This window comes from Pseudomonas typographi, from assembly GCF_014694385.1.
In the GTDB taxonomy this organism is placed as follows: Bacteria; Pseudomonadota; Gammaproteobacteria; order Pseudomonadales; family Pseudomonadaceae; genus Aquipseudomonas; species Aquipseudomonas typographi.
This window is the reverse complement of sequence record NZ_JAAOCA010000025.1, coordinates 43,779-65,714: the sequence shown is the minus strand read 5'-3', so window position 1 is coordinate 65,714 and position 21,936 is coordinate 43,779. Positions and strand designations below refer to the sequence as shown.

The window sequence follows — 21,936 nt, the reverse complement described above, 5'->3', positions numbered from 1 at the left end:
TCCTTAACAGGAGCAAAATCTCAATACACAACACGCACCTCTTGCGAGGTGAGTATTTTCTATATGCATCAATTAGTTATCCGATTTCTGCCTTCTAGGCGCTGCTATACATTTGTAATACAAAACACAGGGTTCGCCCAATAAACACTGGTGTGCGGTGTATTGCCTTTGTAATACACAGATCTACCGCCTTTCGATTACTCCTTCCCTTTAGTCGCAGGTCCTGCTGCACGGGCAATGGCCCCGGCTACCTGATGTTTCACAATCACTGCATCGAGCAGGCCTCGTACCAGTTCTTGCTCTTCCATCGGCATGCGTGAAATCGCTTCGAACTGGTAGCGCAATCGATCATCTGGCCCGCGTTCGTCGGTTTCAAATAGCAAAAAGTCCGAGGTCACGTGCAGCGCGATAGCCAGCTTTTTCAGTGCGTCGGCTGTAGGCAAGGAGCTACCAGCCTCGTAGCGCTTTATCTGCTGTACATGAATTTCTGTTGCCGCCGAGCCGAAAAACGGAGAGTCGTATTGCTATCGCAAGGTTTTGTTGCGGTTTTTTAACGCAGACTCTATCGAATGGCTTGATAGGAGACTCATAGCGTTTGTAGATAGTGCGGGTGATTTGGACTATGGAAATATAGACTGTTTTGCTAGAGTTGATGGTGCTTATACTCTGTCTGGCGATTGGGGGCGGGTCATAATTCGGGGCGGAGAGGTAAGAGCGGTTATTGCTGATTAGTTGGTGCAAAAGGTGGAGCTGCTAGCTCCGGCGCTGAAAATGCGGCCTTGTATCCAAAGCTGAAGGATCAACTGATACAAGAAAACCTGAGCAATATTGCGGCTCAGTGCAGTGGTCAAGCAATCCCGGACACCTTGATAAGTAGTTTTTGCGCTTCCTGCCGTTCGTACTGATTCGGCGGTAGATAGCCTAGGGTCGAGTGCAGCCGACCATCGTTGTAAACCTCACGATGTAGTCAGCGACATCTTTCATCGCCTCGCTGTGGTTGGCGTAGTCTCGGCGCCAAACCCGTTCCATTTTCAGGTTCAGAAAAAACCGCTCCATCACTGCGTTATCCCAGCAGTTACCTTTCCCGCTCATGCTGCATCGCATGCCATGGCGAGCCAGAAGGCTTTGATATGCAGCGCCAGCGTACTGGGCGGATTCAACCGGTCGGAATGTGCAATGAGTCCGGGCCCTGGCTGACGCTGTGCAATAGCCAGCTGCATCGCGCTACAAACCAACTCTGAGCGCAGCATATGCGGCGCCATGGCCCAGCCCACGATCTTGCGGGAACACAAGTCCATAACGGCCGCCAGATAAAGCCAGCCGCTTCGGGTTCGTATGTAGGTGATGTCCGCTACCCAGGAATGGTTGATGGTCTTCGGATTGAAATGTCAGTTGAGCAAATTGTTGGCTACCGGCAAGTTGTGTTTACTGTCAGTTGTATGCACGAACTTGGGCTTCCAGGCTGGCTTCAAACCATGCTCCCTCATTAGTCGGCGGACTTTGAAACGGCCAATCACAACGCCTTCGTTGCGCAATGCGCTGCGTAGCCTACGGCTGCCGTAGCAGCGATCGTTGGCCGAGAACAAGGCTTTGAGCTTGACCGCCACAGGGCAAGCCAGGGGCGTTTTTCGGGCGCGCTGACTTGCCTCATAAAACCCGGAACGACTGATCCGCAATACCCGGCACACACGTGCAACCGGGAAGGCCTTGCGTTGTAATTACGGACCAGTTTATGGATCACTTCAATTCGCGGGCAAAGAAGGCCGTAGCTTTTTTTAGGATATCGTTATCCATCTTCAGTTCGCGAATCTGCTGCTCGAGCTGGCGGATACGCTGTTGCTCCGACGTCAGCGGCCTCCCGATCCCGGCACCGCCCAGTTGCTCGGCCTCGTACTGCTGAACCCAGCGACGAACCGCCGTCTCGCCTAGATCAAGATCTCGGCAAACCTGGCCGACACTCATGTCCTGATCTTTGATCATATTCACGACTTCCAGCTTGAAGCTGGCGTCGAATTTTCTGTATTTCTTGCTCATAGGTACTCCTCGATGGGTGTAATTTCACCTATCGAGGTTTCCGGGGTCATTAGACCAGCTCAATGAGTGTCGCCAAAGGTAATCGAGCCCGGCCACCCAGATAGCTGAAACGTAAAACCTACACCAGCTTCTACGTTAGCGCCCACCGCATTTATTAATAAAAACAATGCGTTAATCCCATAAGCCAGATTGCCCGCCCGAACTTTCGCCAACTGTTAGGCCTCTTGCCCCCTATACTTCATAACAGTCACCGACCTCTTCTAACAACACCGTGCCGGCAAAGCGTCTCATCCACCGGCCGAACAAAACCTTTCACCCGTGCCCGCGCTAAAAATCGTCCCCAATACCCCCAATACCCAAAGATATTTAAAACTTTCCCGCATCGCGTCATGTCCTTCTTAAGCGCGCCATTATTTTTGCGCACTGCCAATAAACATAGAGGAACACCATCATGACTCGCGATGATCGCATCGACCCGGCCGGCTACCCCGGCGTTGCCTACTCTGACACCGCCGTGGGGGCGCCTGTGCTTAAACGCATTTCGTGGAGTGCCATTCTGGCGGGGGTGGTGCTGGCGTTAGTGGTATCGCTGTTGCTCAACGTGTTGGGCACGGCGATTGGTAGCGCCAGCATCGACCCGCTGCAACAGGACAACCCGGTGAGCGGGCTCGGTACCGGTGCCGGCATCTGGGTGGTGGTCAGCGGGGTTATTTCGTTGTTCGTCGGCGGCTGGGCCGCTGGGCGCCTGGCGCAGCGCGAAGGCGCGTTCCATGGCCTGTTGGTGTGGGCAAGCGTGTCGTTGATCACGGTGTATCTGGTCACCAGTGCGGTCACCGGTGTGGTGCGTGGTGGCCTTAACCTTGCCGGCAGCGGATTGTCGGCGGTGGGCAGTGGGCTTGCCCAGGTGGCGCCCACGGTGGGTAACCAGTTGCAAGACCAACTTAAGCAACAAGGTATCGATTTCAACGTTAACGATATCCAAGGGGAAATCGAGACCGCCATGCGCCAAACCGGTAAGCCGGAATTGAACCCCGACAACGTCAAGCAAGAAGCGCAAGCAGCCCAGCAAGACGCACAAAATACTGCAAAAAACAGCGCCAATAACCCTCAGCAGGCCGACGAGCAACTCGGTGGCTTGATGGACCGCATCAAGGCCAAGGGTGACCAAGCCTGGGATGCTGCCGACCGCCAGGCGCTGGTCAACCTGATCAAAGCGCGTGGTAATAAAACCGACGCTGAGGCCAACCAAATCGTTGACCAAGCCCAGGCCAGCTACCGCCAAGCGTATGCCAAATATCAGCAACTCAAGGCACAGGCCGAGCAAAAAGCCCGTGAAGTGGCAGACGCCACGGCTAAGCGGGTGTCCCAAGGCGCGTGGATTTTGCTGATTACCTTGGTGATTTCCGGCTTGGTGGCAGCAGGTGGCGGCGTATTGGGCCGCCGTACCCAGCCCCCGGCCAAAGTAGTGGCGGCGGTTTAAGCTCAAGCTCGCCAACGCCGGGCGTTGCAGCCCGGCTTTGGTGCACCCGCAGCGCCTGCGTATGGCGCCGCGGGTAGCGGCCTATACCACTTGCCCCGCCGCATGCCCGCTGGCCCAGGCCCATTGGAAATTAAACCCGCCCAAGTGGCCGGCCACGTCGAGCACCTCGCCGACGAAATACAGCCCCGGGCTTTTCAGCGATTCCAGGGTTTTCGACGACACCTCCCGCGTATCGATGCCGCCCAAGGTCACTTCGGCGGTGCGGTAGCCTTCAGTACCGGCCGGTACCAGCGCCCAACTGCTCAGGCGTTCGGCAAGGGTTTCAAGCTCGGTGGGGGTGTACTGCTTCATCGGCCGGGAGGCGAACCCGTTGTCGGCCAGCAAGTTGGCCATCTTGCGGGTGAACACTTCACCCAGCAGGGTGCGCAGCTCGCTGTTAGGCCGGGCACTTTGCTGTTCGCGCAGCCATGCCAAGGCGTCGCGGTCGGGCAGCAGGTCGATATAGAGGGTGTCGCCCGGTTGCCAGAACGACGAGATTTGCAACATCGCCGGGCCGCTGAGGCCACGGTGAGTGAACAGCAGGTTCTCGCGAAACACCTGGCCGTTACAGCGCACGCTGCAGTCCACCGAGGTGCCAGACAACTCCGTGCACAGGGCCTTGAATTGGTCGGTGATGGTAAACGGCACCAGCCCGGCGCGGGTCGGTAGCACGCTATGGCCGAATTGGCGAGCCACCTCATAGCCAAAGCCGGTGGCGCCCAGGGTTGGAATCGACAGCCCGCCGGTGGCGATCACCAGCGCCTCGCAGTGCAGCTCACCCAGGTCGCTGGCCAACCGGTAACCGCCGCTGGGCTCCCGTTCGATATGCTGCACCGCCGTGCCCAGGCACAACTGCACGCCGGCCCATTCACATTCGGCCAGCAGCAGGTCGAGGATGTCGCTGGCCTTGTGGTCACAAAACAACTGGCCGAGCTTCTTCTCGTGATAGGCCACGCCGTGGCGTTGCACCAACTCGATGAAGTCCCATTGCGTGTAACGCGCCAGTGCCGACTTGCAAAAATGCGGGTTCTGCGACAGGAAATTTGCCGGCTCTGTGTGCAGGTTGGTGAAGTTGCAGCGCCCGCCGCCAGACATCAGGATTTTCTTGCCCGGCTTGTTGGCGTGGTCCAGCAACAGCACCTGGCGGCCACGGTAGCCGGCTTGTGCGGCGCACATCAGGCCGGCCGCGCCGGCACCAATCACCACCACGTCAGCGGTTTTCACAGCAGCCGTACCTTCAGCGCGCGGCCTTTGATTTTGCCGCTGTTCAGGCGCGCCAGGGCTTGCTTGGCAAGGCTGCGCTCAACGGCAACGAAAGCCTGGAAGTCGAAAAGGGCAATTTTGCCCACCTGCGCGGCGGGGATGCCGGCATCGCCGGTCAGCGCGCCAAGGATGTCACCGGGGCGCAGTTTGTCTTTGCGCCCGGCGGCAATGCACAAGGTCGCCATCGGCGGCACCAGCGGGCCATCGCCTCGGTGCGTGAGCGCATCGAGCGGGCACCAGGTGAGCGGGGCCTTTTGCAAGGTCTCGATGGCCTGGGCGCGATGCGCTTCGGCGGGGGCCACCAGGCTGACCGCCTGGCCGCTCTCGCCGGCCCGGCCGGTGCGGCCGATACGGTGGATGTGTATCTCTGGGTCGCGCGCCAGCTCTACGTTGATCACCAGGTCCAGGCCGTCGATATCCAGGCCGCGCGCGGCGACATCGGTGGCCACCAGCACCGACAGCGAACGGTTGGCGAACACCGCCAGTACCTGGTCGCGGTCGCGCTGCTCCAGGTCGCCGTGCAGCGCGGCGGCGCTGATACCCTTGGCGGTCAGTAATTCGACCAGTTCCTGGCATTGCTGGCGGGTAAAGCAAAACGCCACGCACGCCACCGGGCGAAAGTGCCCCAACACCTTGAGCACGCTGGGCAGCCGCTGTTCGGCATCGATTTCGTAGAAGCGCTGCTCGATGCGGCTGTCGGTGTGTAACGCCTCGACCTTCACCTGTTGCGGTGTGCGCAAGAATTGCCCGGCCAGTTGCTCGATGCCCTTGGGGTAGGTGGCCGAGAACAACAACGTTTGCCGGCGTGCCGGGGTGTGGGAGATCACGGCGGCAATGGCATCGAAAAAGCCCATGTCGAGCATGCGGTCGGCTTCATCCAGCACCAGGGTGTTCAGGCCGCTTAAGCTCAGGGTTTGTTTGTCGAGGTGCTGCTGCAGCCGCCCAGGGGTGCCCACGATGATGTGCGCCCCGTGCTCCAGCGAAGCGATTTGCGGGCCCAGGGCCACGCCGCCACACAGGGTGAGTACCTTGATGTTGTCTTCGCCGCGCGCCAGCCGGCGGATTTCCTTGGCCACCTGGTCGGCCAGTTCCCGGGTGGGGCATAGCACCAACGCCTGGCAGCCGAAATAGCGCGGGTTGATGCCCTTGAGCAGGCCGATGCCGAACGCGGCAGTTTTGCCGCTGCCGGTTTTGGCCTGGGCGATCAGGTCGCGGCCCTGCAGAATCACCGGCAGGCTTTGCGCCTGGATCGGCGTCATCTCGTGGTAGCCGAGGCTTTCCAGGTTGGCCAACATCGCTGCGGGCAGCGGCAGGGAATTGAAAGCGGTAGACGTCACGGGAAGGCCCTGGGCGGTAAAGTGCCGCGCAGTTTAGCAGCGCCGGCCGCCGCGCCCTAACCTTCCATCGCCGCAGCGCTGCGCAGGTCAGGCTTTCTTGCGGCCCACGTCGCGGTCCAGTTGCACGAAAATGGTGGCGGCCAGCATCGCCATCAAGCCGATGCTCAGGAACGTTAACTGGAACGCGCCGAGCACGGTGGTCACGCCGTCGGCGCTCATGGTCGAGGTGAAGCCGCCGAGCAAGGCACCGGCGCAGGCTACCCCCAGGCTCATCGACAACTGCGCCACCACTGAGAGCAAACTGTTGCCGCTGCTGGCCTCTACGTCGTCGAGGTCGATCAGGGTCACGGTGTTCATGGCGGTGAACTGAATGGAATTCACCCCGCCGAGGATACCGAGTTGGACCAATAGCAACCAATAGGGGGTATCGGCGCTGACCAAGCCCATGCTGGCCAGCAACACGCCCAATAGCAGCGTATTGCCGGTGAGCACCATGCGGTAACCCAAGCGCTCGATCAACGGCCGTGCCAGCGACTTGGCCACCATGGCCGAGGCAGCCAGGGGTATCATGCTCATGCCGGCCTCGGCGGGGCTGTGGCCTAGGGCAACTTGCAGCAGCAGCGGTACCAAAAAGGGCAGCGCGCCGCTGCCCAGCCGGGCGAAGAGGTTGCCGAGAATGCCCACCGCAAAGCTTCGGGTCCGGAACAGCGACGCCTTGAACAGCGGGTCGGGGTCGTGCACGGCCCGCAGCCAGTAAGCGGCCAGGCAGGCGAAGCCGGCAAACAGCAGCAGGATTACCCGCAAATGCGACAGGTGCAGCTCGCCTAAGCCTTCCAGCGCAATGGTGATCAGCACCATCGCCGCGCCGAACAGTGCGAAGCCCTGGCCATCGAAGGGCGTACGCTCGCCGCGAAGGTCTGGTAGCACGCGCTTCACCGCCCAGCAGCCAAGCGCACCGACCGGCAGGTTGATCAAAAAAATCCAGTGCCAGCTCAGGTATTCGACCATCCAGCCGCCCAGGGTTGGGCCGATCAATGGGCCCAATAGGCCGGGCACGGTGATGAAGCTTAAGATTCGCACCAGCTCCGAGCGCGGGTAGGCGCGCAGCACCACCAGCCGCCCCACCGGCACCAGCAGCGCGCCGCCGAAGCCTTGCAATACGCGCGAACACACCAGCACCGTGAGGTTGGGGGACACGGCGCAGAGCAACGAGCCGAAGGTGAACAAACCAATCGCCGCGACGAACACCTGCTTGGTGCCGAAGCGGTCGGCGATCCAACCCGAGGCCGGCATCAGCAAGGCAACGGTGAGCATGTAGGAAATCACCACCGACTGCATGCGCAGTGGGTTCTCGGCCAAATCGCCGGCCATGGCGGGCAGGGCGGTGTTGAGAATGGTGGCATCCAGCGACTGCATGAAAAAAGCGATGGCGATGACCCAGGGCAGCCAGCGAGCGATGGCAGGGTCCAGAACAGGGCGATCAGACATGACTACGGCGCGGCCTTGTGTCGAGGTGGCGATATAAGCTTACGCTGCCTTCGACTGGCTTACCGTAAAAAGGGTTCGGTTTTCGCGTTTAGCGTGGGCAAGCCCCTGCCCCCGCCGGAGGGCGGGGCAAGAGGGAGCGGGCGCAGGGTTAGACCGGGCAGCCCTTGGCGCGCAGGATGGCGTCGAAACGATGCGGGTCCAGGGTGCCGCTGGCGATACCTTCGAGGGTCGCCCTTTCACGCGCCAACAGGTCGTGGCAACGCTTGAGCAATTCGGGCAGCTCGGTGCGGGCCGCGGCCACCACGCCATCGCCGTCACCTATCATCAGGTCGCCCGGCTGCACCAGCATGCCCGCGCAAGAAATCGCCACGTTGATTTCGCCTGCACCGTCGGTGCTGGGGCCACGGTGCACGCCGCCCAGGGCATAGGCTGGCAGTTCGCCGGTAAGCCATTCATCGAGGTCGCGTAGCGCACCGTTGATCACCACGCCGACGATGCCGGCCTTAAGTGCCATCGCGCGCATGATGCCGCCGAATACCGCGCGGGTGAGGTCGCCGCTGCCGTCGATAACCAGTACGTCACCGGGGCGCGCCATCTGCATGGCCTTGAGGATCATCAAGTTATCGCCGGGGCGTACCCGAACGGTCAGCGCGTTGCCCAGCATGGGCGTGTTGCCGTGAAAGGGCTTCAGGCCAAGGCCACCTACGTTGCGGCCCAGGCAATCGCTCACGGCCGCGGCAGGGATCCTGCTGAATTCCTTAAGCCACTTCGGGTCAAGCGGTTCAGGGTTGGGGTTGATCAAATAGCCGGTGGGCCATTTGCCTGAAGAGGTAACGTCAAACATGGGAAAAGCCTCACGAAACAGAAGGAGGCTGTGATGGACGAGTGCCATCACAGACCGCTAGCTTAGGCTTCTGATAGTGGCGGAGCAAGCCTTGGGCCAGCGCCCGGATGCTCCGTGAGCGGCATCGCACCACGGCCAGCAACGGCTCTAGCTTGCGCATCGCACGTTTCAAGCTAGCGCGGCGAGTGCGCGGCGCGGCGGCCCCTGGGGTTTAGAGATCGCGCCACAGCGAGTCGAAGTTTTCCTCCGGTGCGGCGTCTTCGGTGCCCGGCTGGAGGATCGGCGGCTCGTCGGGTTGGTGGGCGGTGTGGTATTCGAACTGGTTGAAGCTACCGGTGGCGGAAACCCGTTTGCCCAAGCTTGCCGGGCGTTCATCGCCTTGCGTGTTGATGAGCACTTGGTGGCCCTCTTGGAACGGCAGGCGCGGCGCCACCAATGTGGCCGGCACATCGATGGCGCGGATTTCCGGCAGCAACAGGCCGCGCAGGTATTCGCTGCTCGGCTCGCCGCTGCGCACCAGTTGCACCCCGCATGGTTGGGCATGGGGCGCGAGCAGTTCGATGCCGATTTGGGTGCCACCGCTGCGTACCTGGCGAATCCAGCGCACTACCGCCACGCTCCAGCCTTGGCTGGGCACGTCCTGGATGCCAACGATTTCACCGGCCTGCAACTGTGCCGGCACCTCTCGTGGCCAGGCCAGGCAGTAGCCCCCAGGGCTGTGGTTGACGATTTGCAGGCTGTAGCTGGGGTATTCCTGGTGCTGTGGCGCCTGGGCCGCGGTTGCGCCGGGTTCGGTACTGGGCGCCGGGTACTGGATTTCTTCCATCACGATGTGATGTTGGCTCGCCTCGTAGATCTGCGCCCAGCTTTGCCCCTGGCTGAACTGGGCCTGCTGGCCGGCCGACGGGCGGCTTAGCATTTCGCCGAACGAGCGCTCGCCGGCGAGGTAGTAATGCAGCGCGCTCATGCCCAGGCACAGAGTGAGGTTACCGGTGCCCGGCATGCGTTCGAACGTGCGCTCCGAAACGTTGCCCCAGGCCGCGGCCAGGTGCTGCAGCAGGTCGAGGCTGAACGCCGGCGGCACCACCAGGCGCGAGGCGCTACGCTCTGCCGGCGGCAGCGCGACGTAGGCCTGCAGCGCCTGCGATACGCTCAGGGTGTCCAGGCCGACTAGCGTGGGCCATTGTTGCTCGGGGAACAGCGACTTGTAGCGTGGCGGGCCATCGATGGCCGGGGCGACCGCGAACAGGCTGCTTTCGGCCAGCGCTGGCCGCAAGCGGGCCAATGGGCTCCAGGCCTCGAGCACCTCGGCCAGGCGGCCGATGGAGTTCTGGCGCATCTGGTTGCAACGCGAACAGCCCAGCAACAATGCGCACAGGTAGGCCTGTTCCGGGGTCAGGGCCTTGATGTGGTGCGCCAGTTCGTCGGCAACCGGTGTGTGTTGTACCTTTTGGTCGGCGGCTACCAAGTACAACTGATGCAGCTCTACCCACAGCCCTTCCGGCGGCGGGCAGTAGAGCAGCGCGGCGCGTACCAAGGGCCCGTTAAGGGCATGGATGGCACGCTGCAAGGCGATGGCCATCACCGCCGAGCGTTCCGCGGGAGACGTTTCGGCCAGGCGCACCACGATGTACTTGTAGCCCACCGCCAAGTGGTTTTGCAGCGCCTGGCAAAGGTTGGCCACCTTTCGCGCGCGCTCGTCGAGCACGATCGCCTGGTTCAGGAAGTGTTTTTCCAAATGCCGGCAAACGTAATATACCTCTGGGCGTAGCAGCTCCAGTAGCTGCAGGCGTACCTCGCTGCTGGTCACCAATTGGTTGAGCTCGGTCAGCCCCTGATACAGCAACCGTGCCATTTCGCCGATGTTGGCTTTGGGCAGGCTAGCGATCCATGCCTTGAACTCGCGCGGGTGCGCTTCGCAAAAGCTCAGGCTCTTCTGCGACGGCGTAGGGGCGCGCAACAACAGGTGAGGTCTGGGGCGAGGCATCTGCAGTCGGGGTTCCTGATTCTTTTAACGGAGCACTGAAACTTTGACCGTCGTTCGGCAGCAAAAATGCCATTTATGTATTGCCCGACTGTAGCAGCAATTGTTCAAACGAGCGGCGCTTTGCCGGCGGCGGGCAGGCCCAAGCCCTGGCCCATTTTAACCGGCGATAATGCTTCGAGCGGATGCCCCCATTGGACCTGCCCGGGGCCGAACAACACGATTACCGTTGAGCCTAGCTTGAACCGGCCCATTTCCGCGCCTTTTTCCAGGTGCACCGGCCCGCGTGCCGCTTCGTCGTAGCGCCAGCGTTTGAGGTCGCGCTTGGGTGGGGTCACCCGCCCAGCCCATACGGTTTCGATTGAAGCCACGATCATTGCGCCCACCAGCACCATGGCCATCGGCCCACGCTCGGTGTCGAACAGGCATACCACCCGTTCGTTACGGGCGAACAGCTCTGGCACGTCCTCGGCGGTGGTTTGGTTGACCGAGAAAATGCGCCCTGGCACGTAGATCATTTCGCGCAGGGTACCGGCCAGCGGCATGTGCACGCGGTGGTAGTCACGCGGCGACAGGTACACGGTGGCGAACTGGCCACCCATGAAAGGCGCGGCGATCGCGGGATCGCCCCCGAGCAGTTCCAGCACGCTGAAGCTATGGCCTTTGGCCTGGAAGACGCGGCCATGTTCGATCGGCCCCAGTTGGCTGATGGCACCGTCGGCCGGGCACAGCACAGCCCCAGGGGTGGGGTCGAGGGGCCGCGCATCGGGCTTCAGAGCGCGGGTGAAGAACGCATTGAAGTGTTCATAGGCGGTTATGTCCTCGACCTGTGCTTCGCTCATGTCGACGCGAAAATGCCCGGCGAACCAGCCGGTGAAGGCGTTTTTCACCCAGCGCACCCGGCATTCGGCCAGGCAACCGGCCAGCCGCGAAATCAGATGGTGCGGCAGCAGGTATTGGGCAAGGATGAACAAGCGATCTTTCATGTAAATTCCTTAAACGTCGATGGGCGTGTCGGCGCGGTTGCCCCATTCGCCCCAAGAACCGGCGTAGGCCTTCACCCGTGGGTAACCGAGGGCTTTGGCGGCAAGGTAGGTGAAGCCCGAGCGGTGGTGGGTTTGGCAGTGGGTGATCACTTCCTTGTCGGGGGTGATGCCGAGCGCCGCCAGCCGTGCGGCAAGGTCTCGGCGGATGCGCAACTGGCGGGTAGGGTCCATGCCAGCCGTCCATTCGAAGTTCACGGCACCAGGGATGTGCCCGCCCCGCGCGGCCACGACTTTCTCGCCGCTGTATTCCAACGGGCCCCGGGCATCCCAGATGGCCAGGTCGTCGGCACCCAGGCGGCTGAGCAGGTAGTCAAGGCTGGCCGTGGGGCCTTCGTGCAACTCCAAGGCCACCGGGCCGCCTGCCGGGGCGGGTACCTCGCGGCTCAGCGGCAGGCCGTCGGCTTCCCACGCCAGCAGGCCACCGTCGAGGTAGTGATAGTTGCCATGGCCGATCACGTCGAGTAGCCAGATGAAGCGCCCGGCCCAGCCACCGCCTTCATCGTCATAGACCACGTAGACGGCTTCCGGGCGATGGCCCAATTCGCCGAACAGCGCTTGAAGCGCATCCAGCCCCGGGAGCAGGCCCGGGGCCGGTGGTTGGCCGAGTTGCGTGCGCTTGGGGTCGACGAACCGTGCACCGGGAATGTGCCCAGCGCTGTAGCGTTCAGCGCTGGTGAGGTCGACCAGGACCAACTCGGGGCAACCGAGGCGGGCGTTGAGCGTTGCCGGTTCGATGACCAGTGGCAGGCCGGAGAAATCAGGCATGTGGGCTCACCTTGTGCAAGAAAAGGTGCGATTGTAACGCAAGGCTCATTTGTTGCGATTGCTGAAGGCGGCCAGCGCCTTTTCGATGCATTGCGCGGTTTTACCGAAGGCTTGCACAGTAATGTCGGACAACGGCCCGCCACCTTGGTCGGCGACCACCAGCATCGCCACCCGGCCATGGCTGGCCAGCGAGCGCAATAGCAGGTGTTCGCCGCGAAACAGCACGCGCAGGCTGGCCGGGATCAAGTGGGAAAATTGCCCGCTGTTGGCCGGTGTAACGCGTATCTGCCCCGGCTCTTGGGCCAAGCGCTTCAACACGGCGCCTTGGTCCAGGGCGAAGCTGAGCTGCGCCGCCGGTTTGGGCAACCCGGCCAGTTGCTGTACCAGCAGCACGGTTTGGCTTTTATCGGGCATCAGCAGCAACACCCGCTGCATGCCGCAGGCCACCAGTGCATCCCGCGCCGTGGTGGCCAGGTGCATGGCATTGTTGAACGGGCTGGGCTCTGCCAATAGGTCGGTGCAGTTCCTGCGCCATTGCACCAGGGCCTCGGCCGAAGGGGGTGGGGCCGGTTGCAGTGGGCGGCGTTCATGCCACGGCCAGATCAGCGCGGTTGCCGGGTGCCAGAGGTCCGGTTGGGCCACCTGCCGCGCGCTGTGTACCGACTCTTGGTGCACCTGCTGTTGAACATCGCCCAATGGCATTTGCGTGTACAGCGCGATCAGGTATTCCCAGCGCAGCGCATGGTGGGTGGCCCAGCCTTGCTGTGCCGCCAGGGCCAGGCCATTGGCCAGGAGGATGCTAATGGCCGGCTGGTTGGCGAAGCGGCGTAGCGCCGGCTCTGCATCTAGCCGCTGTTGTTGGCGCAGTGGGTCGCCGAAGTCGCGGGCGATCAGCATTACCCTGGCCAGCGAGCGGCGCTCGGCCCCCAGCGACCGGTAGCCCTGCAGCACCCAGAGCGGCAAGCGCCAGCGCTCGGCCAAGGCCTGGCATATGTCGAGCAGCGGCACGCCGAATAACGCCCGCTCCACGTTAACGGCGGGTTCGCCGCGGCGTACCACGCGCAACTCCCAGTCTTCGATCAAGCCCGGCTGGGTCAGGGCAATCGGCCACAGCGGCGCCAGAAACAGCAACGCGCCCCAGTGTACTTCTTGCCACAGCCGCGCCAACCGCGCCGCGAACAAGCCATTGGCCAGTTGGCTGGCGTGCTGGCTAACCAGTTGCAGCTGGCGCAGCGCCTGCGGGATTTCTGCCGAGGGCATCGCCGGCAAGCGCTTGAGCAATTCGCCAGTGCGTTGCAGGCCCATGCGGGTGATGGCCACTTCCAGGCTCTCGGCGGGCTCGATCAGCGCGCTGTTGGCGTGGGCATTGGCTTCGCGGATTACATTGAGCACCAGTGCCGGGCTTTGCTGCATGCACTCGGCGATTTCGCGCAGCGAACGGCTACTGTCGTTGAGGTACGCCGAGACCCGGTCATGGCTGTGGGTGGGAACCGGCAGGCGCACATCGGCTAACGCTTTGACCCAGGTGTCCACGGAGTTCGGTATGGCGACTGGCATAGGGAGCCTGCAGGTTGGGGTCTGATTTTTCACAAGGGGTGACTATAGTCTGGCGCACTTCGGCCGATAGTTAGAAGCAGAGATTGAAGCGGCAGTCAGTGCCGTGCCCCCTTTGGTTTTCGAAGTGCTCCTGACCTATGGCTAAAATTATCGGCATCATCGTCGTATTCGCGAGCGTGATCGGTGGATACCTCCTGTCTCACGGCCAATTGGCGGCTTTGATCCAGCCTTTCGAGGTCATGATCATCGGCGGCGCCTGCCTGGGCGCGTTCCTTCAGGCCAATTCGGGCGCGATGACCCTGCACGTATTCAAGAAAGCCTTGAAGATGTTCAGTTCGCGGTTCACCCACGCGTTCTATATCGAAATGCTCGGTTTGGTCTACGAGATCCTCACCAAAAGCCGCCGCGAAGGCATGATGGCCATTGAAGCGGATATCGAAGACGCCGCCGCCAGCCCGATCTTCGCCAAGTACCCCAGCGTGCTCAAGGACGCGCGCATGACCGCGTTTATCTGCGACTACTTGCGCATTATGACGTCGGGCAACATGGCGCCCCATGAGCTCGAAGGGTTGTTCGACATGGAGCTGCAAAGCATGAAGGAAGAGCTGGAGCACCCTTCCCACGCAGTGCAGAGCGTTGCCGAAGGCCTACCCGGGTTCGGTATCGTGGCGGCGGTATTGGGTATCGTGGTGACCATGGCGGCGCTCGGCGACGGTGATAAAGCCGCCATCGGTGGCCATGTGGGCGGGGCATTGGTCGGTACCTTTTTCGGTATCATGGCCGCCTACGGCTTCTTTGGCCCGCTGTCGCAATGCCTGGGCCACGACGCTAAGGAAGAGCTGAACGTTTACGAAGCCCTCAAGGCTTCGTTGGTGGCCTCGGCCTCGGGCATGCCGCCCACGCTGGCGGTGGAATTCGGCCGCAAGGTGCTGTACCCGGCGCACCGGCCGAGCTTTTCCGAGCTTGAAGAAGCCGTGCGCGGTCGCTAAGCCATGGAAAACAACCAGCCAATCATCATCAAGCGGGTAAAACGCTTCGCCGCCGGGCACCACGGCGGCGCCTGGAAAATCGCCTTCGCCGACTTTGCTACGGCGATGATGGCGTTCTTCTTGGTGCTTTGGTTGTTGTCTAATGCCACACCGGAGCAAAAGCTCGCCATTGCCGGTTACTTCAAAGACCCGATCGGTTTCACCGAAGGTGGCTCGCCCTATGTCATCGACCTGGGCGGTTCGCCCCAGTTGGCCCCCGACCACACGCTGAACCCGGACACCAACGAAGCACCGCCCAGGCCGGAGGCGCAAAACCAGCTAACCCCGGACCAGGCCGAGAACATTGCCGAAAAGGTTGAAAAGGACCGGCTGGAACTGTTACTGCAAGAGTTGCAGAACAAGATCGACCAGAACCCGCAATTGGCCAAGTTCAAGGACCAGATCTTGATCGAGATCACCCAGGATGGCCTGCGCATCCAGATCATGGATGCCGAGAACCGCCCTATGTTCGACCTCGGTAGCGCGCGGCTGAAGCCTTACTTCGAAGACCTGCTGCTGGCCATGGCCGATACCATCAAGGAAGTGCCGAACAAGGTCAGCATCAGTGGCCACACCGATGCCAAGCCCTATTCAGCCGCCGGCGATTTCGGCAACTGGGAGTTGTCGGCCAACCGCGCCAACGCCGCCCGGCGGGCGCTAGTGGCCGGCAGCTATCCAGAAGGGCAGGTGGCGCGGGTGGTGGGCTATGGCTCTTCGGCTTTGTTCGACCGCAACAACCCGCTCAACCCGATCAACCGCCGGATCGACATCACCGTACTGACCAAGAAGGCCCAGCGCGCCATCGAAGGCGGCGCGGCCGAAGGTGGCGATGGCGCTGCGCCGGATGCGGCGGCGCCGCCCCCTGGCCCCGCCGCACCTGCCCCGGGCCCAGGCGCCGCCGTACCGGCCCCTGGCACTGCGCCTGGCGCGGCACGCCTGGACCCCAACCCACCGGTTCAGCCGCGTGAGCTACGCGAAAAACTAAATATTTTCGACAGCGGCGCACTGCAAATGCAGGGCGCCGGCAAGCCGCTTTAGTCACACGCCCTTGAGGCGCTGCCTGAGCGCGCGGTGGAAATCTTCCGCCGTGCGCAGTGCCCCGCAGCTGTGGCCAACGCCTTCGCGAAACACGCAGCGTTGCAGGCCGATCGAATCGAGCAATGCGGCTTGCCGGTCCTTGTGGTACTCGTATATGAACGCGCTAAGGTCGCTATAGGTACGTAGCAGCGGCCATTGGTCGAGGTATTCCGGCAGCTTGGCCAGCCCCACCTGAAGCGTGGTGATGCGCGTATCGGTAATGGCGGCTTCGCCTATGCCGAACGGTACCCACCAGGCTTGGCCGATAGGCTGTGATACCACCGCCAGCAAATGCGTAGCTTCGCGGATGCGCCCGGTGATTAGCCGGGCAATGTCACCGGTACTGCGCGCCGGCTCATCCATCACGTCCAGGCGCGTGTCTATGCCTTGATGCCGAAGCCGCTCTTGCACGGCCAAGGCTTGGGAACGGTCGGTGTGCCGGTACGAAATGAAAACGCTCATCCCACATGCCGCTTGCTGGCCAGTGCGCGGAAATACCCGCCGCTCATGCCCACCGGGTGATGGCCCGCACGATGCTGACGCTGTTCCACGGGCATTCCTCGTTGGCCGCCGCGCGCACAGGCCCGGAAATACGTTGGGGCCCCCAGGGCTTGACCGCGATGATGGGCTTGCCCAAGCGCTTGGCGATCTCGATTTCCGGGTTGATCCAGGCGCTGTAGGTTGCATAGACCCCGGCCATGATCAGCACCACCGCGCAGGGGCGAATCTTGGCCTCCAGCGCAAACGCCAGCGTATCGGCGGCGGGCCCATCGAGGTTCGGCGCCCGGTTCGGCACGGCTAAACTGCGTACGTCTATTTCCGGGTGGGCCCTGAGCATTTGTATCAGGCGCGCATGGGCGTCGCAGTAGCTCCAGGAATGGCTGGCGAACAAAGGGTAGATAGGCATGGCCGGCGCTCGTGAACGGTAAACGGTGCTACCTTTGGCAGTTTCGGAGGGCGAGGCCACAATGGTTGAAAAACGTTATGTTTTCCGAGTGGAGGCTTCAGCCGTCGGCTACCCCATGGTGGCCGCGGTTATGCTGCTGGGGCGCGGTGCCGCCTACTCGCCATAGCCCTGCGATGGCTTGCCACGGCGCCTCGCCCGGGAGCAATACCCACGCGTCAATGGGCGTGCGTGCCCCTGGGCACCAGGCCCCAATGGGCGGTCAGAAGGTTTCCTTGGGCAGGCTGGCGATGATCGAGCGGTAGCTGTGCATGCGTTGCGGGTGGATGCGCCCGGCCGCCAGCGCTTCGAGCAATGCACAGCCCGGCTCCCGATCATGCTTGCAGTCGCGGAAGCGGCAGTGCCCCAGTAACCCTGCGAACTCGATGAACCCCGCTTCGACGTCGTCACGGCTCACATGCACCAGCCCGAATTCGCGAATGCCAGGTGAGTCGATCAGGTTGCCGCCGCCTGGGAAGTGGAACAGCCGGGCCGTGGTGGTGGTGTGGGTGCCCTGGCCCGACCATTGCGACAGCGCCCCTACACGTGTGCCTACGCCGGGCAGCAAGCCGTTGACCAGCGAGGATTTGCCCACACCCGATTGGCCGACGAACACACTGGTATGCCCTTTGAGTTGCTCCTGCAGGTGCTGCATGCCATTGCCCTGGTGCGCCGACACTTCCAGCAGCGGGTAACCCAAGTCGCGGTACACCTGCAGCAGCGCATGCAGTGCCGGGCCGTTTTGCTCGTCGAGGATGTCGGCCTTGTTCAGTAACAGCAGCGGCTGGATGCCCGCATGCTCGGCGGCGACCAGGTAGCGGTCGATCAGGTTGGCGTGGGGCTCGGGTGCCGGCGCGAACACGATCACGATTTGATCGACGTTACCGGCCACAGGTTTGAGCTGGCCACGTGAGTCGGGCCGGCACAGCTCGCTGCGGCGGGGCAACTGCGCCACGATCACGCCGTCCCCCTGGTTGCCGGCGCGCCACACCACATGGTCGCCCGTTACCAGCGTGGGCAGGTTGGCGCGCAAGTGGCAGCGGGCAACCTGGCCGTCGTGGTCACCGCCCAGGCCTTCGACCTCGACCTGCACCCCGAAGTGGGCGATCACCAGGCCGTTTTGCTCCGGCCCCAGGTCGCCCCCTTCGAGGGTTTCCAGCGCTTGCGACTCGCGCCTGGCGGCGCGGGAGGCGCGCTCATTCTGGACCTTGTCGATGCGCCAGGCTTGGCGGCGGGTGAGCTGGCGTTTGGCCATGAACTTCTCGTGTAAGCGCGGTATAAGCCGCCGGCGGGTTGAAGCACGCGAGTTTAGCACGATGACTGGGCTAAACTGCGCAGCAGTAGCCAAGGAGCACAGTATGCAAAACCCACAAAACCTGATCTGGATCGACCTGGAAATGACCGGGCTGGACCCAGACAGCGACGTCATCATCGAGATGGCCACCATCGTTACCGACAGCGAGCTCAACACCTTGGCCGAAGGGCCAGTGATCGCCATCCACCATAGCGATGAAGTGCTTGCCCGCATGGACGAATGGAACACCCGCCAACACGGCGGCTCTGGGCTGACCCAGCGCGTGCGCACGAGCAGCGTTTCCATGGCTGAGGCCGAGGCACAAACCCTCGCCTTTCTCGAACAGTGGGTGCCGAAGGGCAAATCGCCGATCTGTGGCAACAGCATCTGCCAAGACCGCCGGTTCCTCTACCGGCATATGCCGGCGCTGGAAGGCTACTTTCATTACCGCAACCTGGACGTTTCGACCCTCAAGGAACTGGCCGCACGCTGGGCGCCCCATGTGAAAGACAGCTTCAGCAAGGGCAGCACGCACCTAGCCCTGGATGACATCCGCGAGTCTATTGCCGAATTGCAGCATTACCGTAAGCATTTCATCAGGGTGTGAACCGGCGCGGGCCTGCCCAGCCCCCCGTGCAACGTGCGTGGCCATCAGCCCTTCAGCGGGGCCGCGCCGTGCCTTGCCAAGGCCCACCCAACATGCTCGCGCACCAGCGCCGAGGGGTGTTCGCGGCGCGCCTTGAGTGCTTCGAGCACGGGCACCGTAGCCGGTGCATTGCCCAGCCCTACCGCCAGGTTGCGCAAAAAGCGCTCATAGCCGGCCCGGCGCAGGGGCGAGCCTTCCGTTTGGCTGAGGAAGGTGGGCTCATCCCAGCGAAACAGCGCCGCCAGCTCAGTGTTGTCCAGGCCATGGCGCGGCGCGAAGTCCCCTTCGCCCGATGGCCGGGCAAAACGGTTCCACGGGCAAACGATCTGGCAATCGTCGCAACCGAACACGCGGTTACCAATCAACGGCCGCAGTTCGACGGGGATGGGGCCTTTAAGCTCGATCGTAAGGTAAGAGATGCAGCGCCGGGCATCGAGTTGGTAGGGGCCGGCGAAGGCCTGGGTGGGGCAAATATCCAGGCAGGCGCTGCAGCGCCCGCAATGTTCACTGCCGTAGGCGGGGTCGGCCGGCAGCGGTAGGTCGAGGAACAACTCGGCGAGAAAAAAATAACTGCCGGCCTGGCGGTTGAGCACCAGGGTGTTCTTGCCGATCCAGCCTAGCCCGGCCTGCTCGGCAATGGCTTTTTCCAGCACCGGGGCGCTGTCGACGAATGCCCTATAGCCGAACGGCCCGATCAGCCCCTGGACCTTTTCGGCCAACTGGGCCACGCGTTTGCGGATCAATTTGTGATAGTCGCGGCCCAGGGCGTAGCGCGACACATAGGCTTTTTCCGGCTGCGCCAGGCGTTGGGCCATTTGCGTATCACCTGGCAGGTAGTCCATGCGCAATGAGACTACCCGGACGGTACCCGGCACCAATTCGGCCGGCCGCGAGCGTTTATCGCCATGGGCGGCCATGTAGTCCATTTCCCCATGGTAGCCCGCCGCCAGCCAGCGTTTGAGGTGCTGCTCGTGTTCGCCGAGTTCGACCGTGGCAATGCCCACTTGCTGGAAGCCCAGTTCGCGGCCCCAGGCCTTGATTTGTTCGGCCAGCGCGGGGAGGTTGTGGGGCAGGGAAGTCATGAGCTGAGGAAACCGCTGTTTGGTGCGTATAATTCTGCCAGACATCCGCGCCGATGGTAGACCCATGCCGACCGACCACCGCCTTTCCGATCACCTGTACAGCGCCGCCCAGGTGCGTGAACTCGATGCGCGCCTGATCGCGGCCGGTACCCCAGGTTTCGAGTTGATGCAGCGTGCTGCCCTGGCCACGTGGCGTGCAGTGCGCCGCCGTTGGCCACAAGCGGGCCAATTGACCGTGCTGGCCGGCCACGGCAACAACGCCGGCGACGGTTACCTGGTGGCCTGCCTGGCGCACCGCGCCGGCTGGGCCGTGCAGGTATGGCAAGTGGTAGAGCCCGGCCGCCTGCGCGGCGATGCTGCCCAAGCCCACGCACAGGCGGTGGCCGGGCAGGTACCGATGGCGCCGTGGCACGCCGGCGCCAGCTTGGCTGGGGTGGTGCTGGACGCCCTGCTTGGCACGGGGCTCAAGGGTGAGGTCAGGGCGCCCTATGCGGCGGTGATCGAAACCCTGAATAACAGCAGCTTGCCGGTGGTAGCGGTAGATATTCCGTCCGGGCTGTGTGCCGACACCGGCAGCGTGTTGGGGCAAGCCGTGCGCGCGCAGCTAACGGTCACCTTCATCGGCTTGAAGCTGGGCCTGTTCACCGGCCAGGCCGCCGACCAGGTTGGCGAGGTGGTGTTCGACTGTTTGCAGGCCAGCGCTTCGATCATCGCCGCCCAGCCGCCGGCGGCGCGCCTGCTGGCGCCGGATAACCTGGTGCTGCCCGCCCGTCGCGCGGCGACCGCCCACAAAGGGCAGTTTGGCCGCGTGCTGGTGATCGGTGGCGACCACGGCACCGGCGGGGCCACCTTGATGAGCGCCGAAATGGCCCTGCGCGGCGGTGCCGGCATGGTGTCGCTGGCCACCCGTGCCGAACATGTGGGCGCGGCCCTGGTGCGGTTGCCAGAGGTCATGGCCGCCGCCGTGCAGTCGGCCAACCAATTGCTGGCACTGGCCGAGCCGGCGTCGGTGCTGGTGGTCGGGCCCGGCTTGGGGCAGGGCGCCTGGGGCCGTAGCCTGCTGTCGGTGGCTGCCGCCAGCGACAAGCCCCAGGTGTGGGATGCCGATGCACTTAACTTGGTCGCGCAGGGTGCGGTGCGGTTGCCCGCGCAGGCGGTGATCACCCCCCACCCCGGCGAAGCCGCGCGCCTGCTCGGCCTATCGACGCCCCAGGTGCAGGCCGACCGCCCCGCTGCGGTGCGGGCATTGGCCGAGCGCTACGGCTGTGTGGTCGTGCTCAAGGGCAGCGGCAGCTTGGTGGCTGCCCCCAACGGCAGCCTGGCGGTGTGCGCACATGGCCACCCGGCGATGGCCACCGGCGGCCTGGGCGATGTGCTTGCCGGCCTAATCGGCGCCTTACTTGGCCAGCATGTGCAGGCTTTTGACGCAGCCTGCCTGGGGGTATGGTTGCACGCAATGGCCGGCGAGCGGCAGGGCGCCAAGGGCCGCGGGCTCGCGGCGGCCGATCTGATTCCGACCATTCGTCAGTTGCTCGAAGAGATCGCCCCATGCCGCCGGTAACGCTGTGCATCAACGGCGAAGAGGCCATGGCAGCCCTAGGCGTCCGCCTGGGGGCGCTCACCGGCGGCGTGGGCGTTGTGTTCCTGCAAGGCGACCTGGGCATGGGGAAAACCACCCTGTCACGTGGCATCATCCGTGGGTTTGGCCACCCAGGTGCGGTCAAGAGCCCCACCTTCACCTTGGTCGAACCCTACGAAATGGGCAGCGTGCGCGTCTACCACTTCGACCTGTACCGCCTGGCGGACCCTGAAGAGCTGGAATTCATGGGCGTGCGCGACTACTTCGACGGCACTGCGCTGTGCTTGGTCGAATGGGCCGAAAAAGGGTACGGCGTTTTGCCAAACCCCGACATCATCATTAACATAAGCGCCCAGACGCATGGGCGTTCGCTGCAATTGGCGCCACACAGCGCACGGGGCGAAAGCTGGAGCACCGCGTTGGCGAACGAATTCATCTAGGGGTGGGGAC

At 63.0% G+C, this 21,936-nt stretch carries 19 protein-coding genes and 1 pseudogene; 6 read left to right on the top strand and 14 right to left on the bottom strand.

Going from position 1 to position 21,936, the window contains the following annotated elements; translation table 11 throughout:
- Window positions 1-197: 197 nt before the first annotated feature.
- Together HAQ05_RS19125 and HAQ05_RS19120 are read right to left on the bottom strand one after the other, a co-directional pair.
- A complete protein-coding gene (locus tag HAQ05_RS19125) occupies window positions 198-485 on the bottom strand; it encodes an RstR family transcriptional repressor (RefSeq protein ID WP_190423506.1) in 288 nt (95 codons plus the stop codon).
- A 362-nt stretch (window positions 486-847) separates the two neighbouring features.
- Window positions 848-2,034 (bottom strand): annotated as a pseudogene (locus HAQ05_RS19120) (IS3 family transposase).
- 451 nt (window positions 2,035-2,485) lie between these two features.
- Here HAQ05_RS19120 and HAQ05_RS19115 point away from each other — a divergent pair.
- Window positions 2,486-3,514, top strand: coding sequence for a hypothetical protein (locus HAQ05_RS19115; protein WP_190423430.1), 1,029 nt, complete (start codon window positions 2,486-2,488; stop codon window positions 3,512-3,514).
- Between the two features lie 81 nt (window positions 3,515-3,595).
- On the opposite strand, the gene HAQ05_RS19110 is transcribed toward HAQ05_RS19115, so the two are convergent.
- The 8 genes from HAQ05_RS19110 to HAQ05_RS19075 all read right to left on the bottom strand — a co-directional run bounded on the left by HAQ05_RS19110 (window position 3,596) and on the right by HAQ05_RS19075 (window position 13,837).
- A complete protein-coding gene (locus HAQ05_RS19110; RefSeq protein ID WP_190423429.1) occupies window positions 3,596-4,777 on the bottom strand; it encodes an aminoacetone oxidase family FAD-binding enzyme in 1,182 nt (393 codons plus the stop codon).
- Window positions 4,774-6,153: an ATP-dependent RNA helicase DbpA gene (dbpA, locus tag HAQ05_RS19105; protein ID WP_190423427.1), complete on the bottom strand. Its 1,380-nt coding sequence runs from the start codon at window positions 6,151-6,153 to the stop codon at window positions 4,774-4,776. The genes HAQ05_RS19110 and dbpA overlap by 4 nt, the downstream gene beginning before the upstream one ends.
- An 87-nt stretch (window positions 6,154-6,240) precedes the next feature.
- Window positions 6,241-7,641: a multidrug transporter subunit MdtD gene (gene mdtD / locus HAQ05_RS19100; protein WP_190423425.1), complete on the bottom strand. Its 1,401-nt coding sequence runs from the start codon at window positions 7,639-7,641 to the stop codon at window positions 6,241-6,243.
- A gap of 148 nt (window positions 7,642-7,789) precedes the next feature.
- On the bottom strand, window positions 7,790-8,485 hold the full coding sequence (locus HAQ05_RS19095; protein ID WP_190423423.1) for an RraA family protein: 696 nt from the start codon (window positions 8,483-8,485) through the stop codon (window positions 7,790-7,792).
- Window positions 8,486-8,696: 211 nt separating this feature from the next.
- Window positions 8,697-10,472 (bottom strand): molecular chaperone, encoded by a 1,776-nt coding sequence (locus HAQ05_RS19090; protein WP_190423420.1) that lies wholly within the window; start codon window positions 10,470-10,472, stop codon window positions 8,697-8,699.
- A 104-nt stretch (window positions 10,473-10,576) separates the two neighbouring features.
- Window positions 10,577-11,461: an archaetidylserine decarboxylase gene (gene asd, locus HAQ05_RS19085; RefSeq protein WP_190423504.1), complete on the bottom strand. Its 885-nt coding sequence runs from the start codon at window positions 11,459-11,461 to the stop codon at window positions 10,577-10,579.
- Window positions 11,462-11,464: 3 nt separating this feature from the next.
- Window positions 11,465-12,280, bottom strand: a complete 816-nt coding sequence (locus HAQ05_RS19080) for a rhodanese-like domain-containing protein (RefSeq protein WP_190423419.1) — start codon at window positions 12,278-12,280, stop codon at window positions 11,465-11,467.
- A gap of 45 nt (window positions 12,281-12,325) precedes the next feature.
- On the bottom strand, window positions 12,326-13,837 hold the full coding sequence (locus HAQ05_RS19075) for an HDOD domain-containing protein (RefSeq protein WP_190423417.1): 1,512 nt from the start codon (window positions 13,835-13,837) through the stop codon (window positions 12,326-12,328).
- Between the two features lie 137 nt (window positions 13,838-13,974).
- On the opposite strand from HAQ05_RS19075, the gene motA reads away from it, so the two are divergent.
- Together motA and motB are read left to right on the top strand one after the other, a co-directional pair.
- On the top strand, window positions 13,975-14,826 hold the full coding sequence (gene motA / locus HAQ05_RS19070; protein WP_190423415.1) for a flagellar motor stator protein MotA: 852 nt from the start codon (window positions 13,975-13,977) through the stop codon (window positions 14,824-14,826).
- 3 nt (window positions 14,827-14,829) lie between these two features.
- A complete protein-coding gene (gene motB / locus HAQ05_RS19065) occupies window positions 14,830-15,903 on the top strand; it encodes a flagellar motor protein MotB (protein WP_190423412.1) in 1,074 nt (357 codons plus the stop codon).
- Here the strand turns inward: motB and HAQ05_RS19060 are convergent, their stop codons facing one another.
- The 3 genes from HAQ05_RS19060 to rsgA form a co-directional block, all read right to left on the bottom strand.
- Window positions 15,904-16,404: a toll/interleukin-1 receptor domain-containing protein gene (locus tag HAQ05_RS19060; protein WP_190423410.1), complete on the bottom strand. Its 501-nt coding sequence runs from the start codon at window positions 16,402-16,404 to the stop codon at window positions 15,904-15,906.
- A 43-nt stretch (window positions 16,405-16,447) separates the two neighbouring features.
- A complete protein-coding gene (locus HAQ05_RS19055) occupies window positions 16,448-16,849 on the bottom strand; it encodes a TIR domain-containing protein (RefSeq protein WP_190423408.1) in 402 nt (133 codons plus the stop codon).
- A 259-nt stretch (window positions 16,850-17,108) separates the two neighbouring features.
- The gene (gene rsgA / locus HAQ05_RS19050; protein WP_190423405.1) at window positions 17,109-18,140 is read right to left on the bottom strand and encodes a small ribosomal subunit biogenesis GTPase RsgA; all 1,032 of its coding nucleotides are present in this window, start codon (window positions 18,138-18,140) and stop codon (window positions 17,109-17,111) included.
- A 103-nt stretch (window positions 18,141-18,243) separates the two neighbouring features.
- Here rsgA and orn point away from each other — a divergent pair, with 103 nt between their 5' ends.
- A complete protein-coding gene (gene orn / locus HAQ05_RS19045) occupies window positions 18,244-18,786 on the top strand; it encodes an oligoribonuclease (protein ID WP_190423404.1) in 543 nt (180 codons plus the stop codon).
- Between the two features lie 44 nt (window positions 18,787-18,830).
- Here orn and queG read toward each other — a convergent pair whose 3' ends face one another.
- Window positions 18,831-19,907 (bottom strand): tRNA epoxyqueuosine(34) reductase QueG, encoded by a 1,077-nt coding sequence (gene queG / locus HAQ05_RS19040; protein ID WP_190423402.1) that lies wholly within the window; start codon window positions 19,905-19,907, stop codon window positions 18,831-18,833.
- Between the two features lie 64 nt (window positions 19,908-19,971).
- On the opposite strand from queG, the gene HAQ05_RS19035 reads away from it, so the two are divergent.
- Window positions 19,972-21,468, top strand: coding sequence for an NAD(P)H-hydrate dehydratase (locus HAQ05_RS19035; protein ID WP_190423400.1), 1,497 nt, complete (start codon window positions 19,972-19,974; stop codon window positions 21,466-21,468).
- The gene (gene tsaE, locus HAQ05_RS19030) at window positions 21,456-21,926 is read left to right on the top strand and encodes a tRNA (adenosine(37)-N6)-threonylcarbamoyltransferase complex ATPase subunit type 1 TsaE (RefSeq protein ID WP_190423398.1); all 471 of its coding nucleotides are present in this window, start codon (window positions 21,456-21,458) and stop codon (window positions 21,924-21,926) included. Before HAQ05_RS19035 ends, tsaE begins: the two co-directional genes overlap by 13 nt.
- Window positions 21,927-21,936: the final 10 nt, after the last annotated feature.